The following is a 539-nucleotide window of genomic DNA, read 5'->3' as shown; positions in this document are numbered from 1 at the left end:
TCATAGATTAATTATTAAGTTTCTTGTCAATGTAGTCTGAAAGGTGGCTTATAATATCTTCTATTTCATCTAAAATACTTTCGGCGAACACTCCCGTTACACCACACAAGGCGTTCACTACTGGGATAGGTAACTGCAAGAAATGCAGGAAGAGCACCCCCGCACATAAGCTGGTGAAAATAGCGATTAAGCAAGAGCGAAAAAAACGGCTCCAAGTCATTCGGCGTCTTAATTTTTTGATAGAGACACCTATTGCTCCCGCGAGCATAAATGAGCCGTATTTATTTATAAATTCAAGCATTGTTTTCTTAATATATTATTAGAGATTATGGGTTTAATTAGTGCTAATTTCTTCATAGCCAAACGGGCGTACTTCAGAGATAGCCAAAACTCTGGAATTAAATACAGGGGTAACCAAGAATACAGTACCAGCAGGAGAGCCAACATACTCTTTTTCTTGTCCGTAACGTGTACTTATTGTTAGTTTCTTGCTGGCATCAGACCTTTTCAATATCCGTACTGATTTATTCGGAGGAATA

At 38.2% G+C, this 539-nt stretch carries 2 protein-coding genes; both read right to left on the bottom strand.

All coding sequences use genetic code 11. The features are described 5' to 3' along the window. Positions 1-7: 7 nt before the first annotated feature. The gene (locus HMPREF9074_RS11500; protein WP_095913017.1) at positions 8-301 is read right to left on the bottom strand and encodes a hypothetical protein; all 294 of its coding nucleotides are present in this window, start codon (positions 299-301) and stop codon (positions 8-10) included. 33 nt (positions 302-334) lie between these two features. Beyond that, positions 335-539 (bottom strand): hypothetical protein (locus HMPREF9074_RS11495; RefSeq protein WP_034541020.1); only part of this gene is annotated, 205 nt, incomplete at its 5' end.

The organism is Capnocytophaga sp. oral taxon 329 str. F0087 (assembly GCF_000213295.2).
In the GTDB taxonomy this organism is placed as follows: Bacteria; Bacteroidota; Bacteroidia; order Flavobacteriales; family Flavobacteriaceae; genus Capnocytophaga; species Capnocytophaga leadbetteri_A.
This window is presented reverse-complemented; position numbering and strand designations above follow the sequence as displayed.

Coding starts and splice junctions, on each gene's coding strand:
- HMPREF9074_RS11500 (WP_095913017.1), bottom strand. CDS start 301: ATGCTTGAATTTATAAATAAATACGGCTCATTTATGCTCGCGGGAGCA.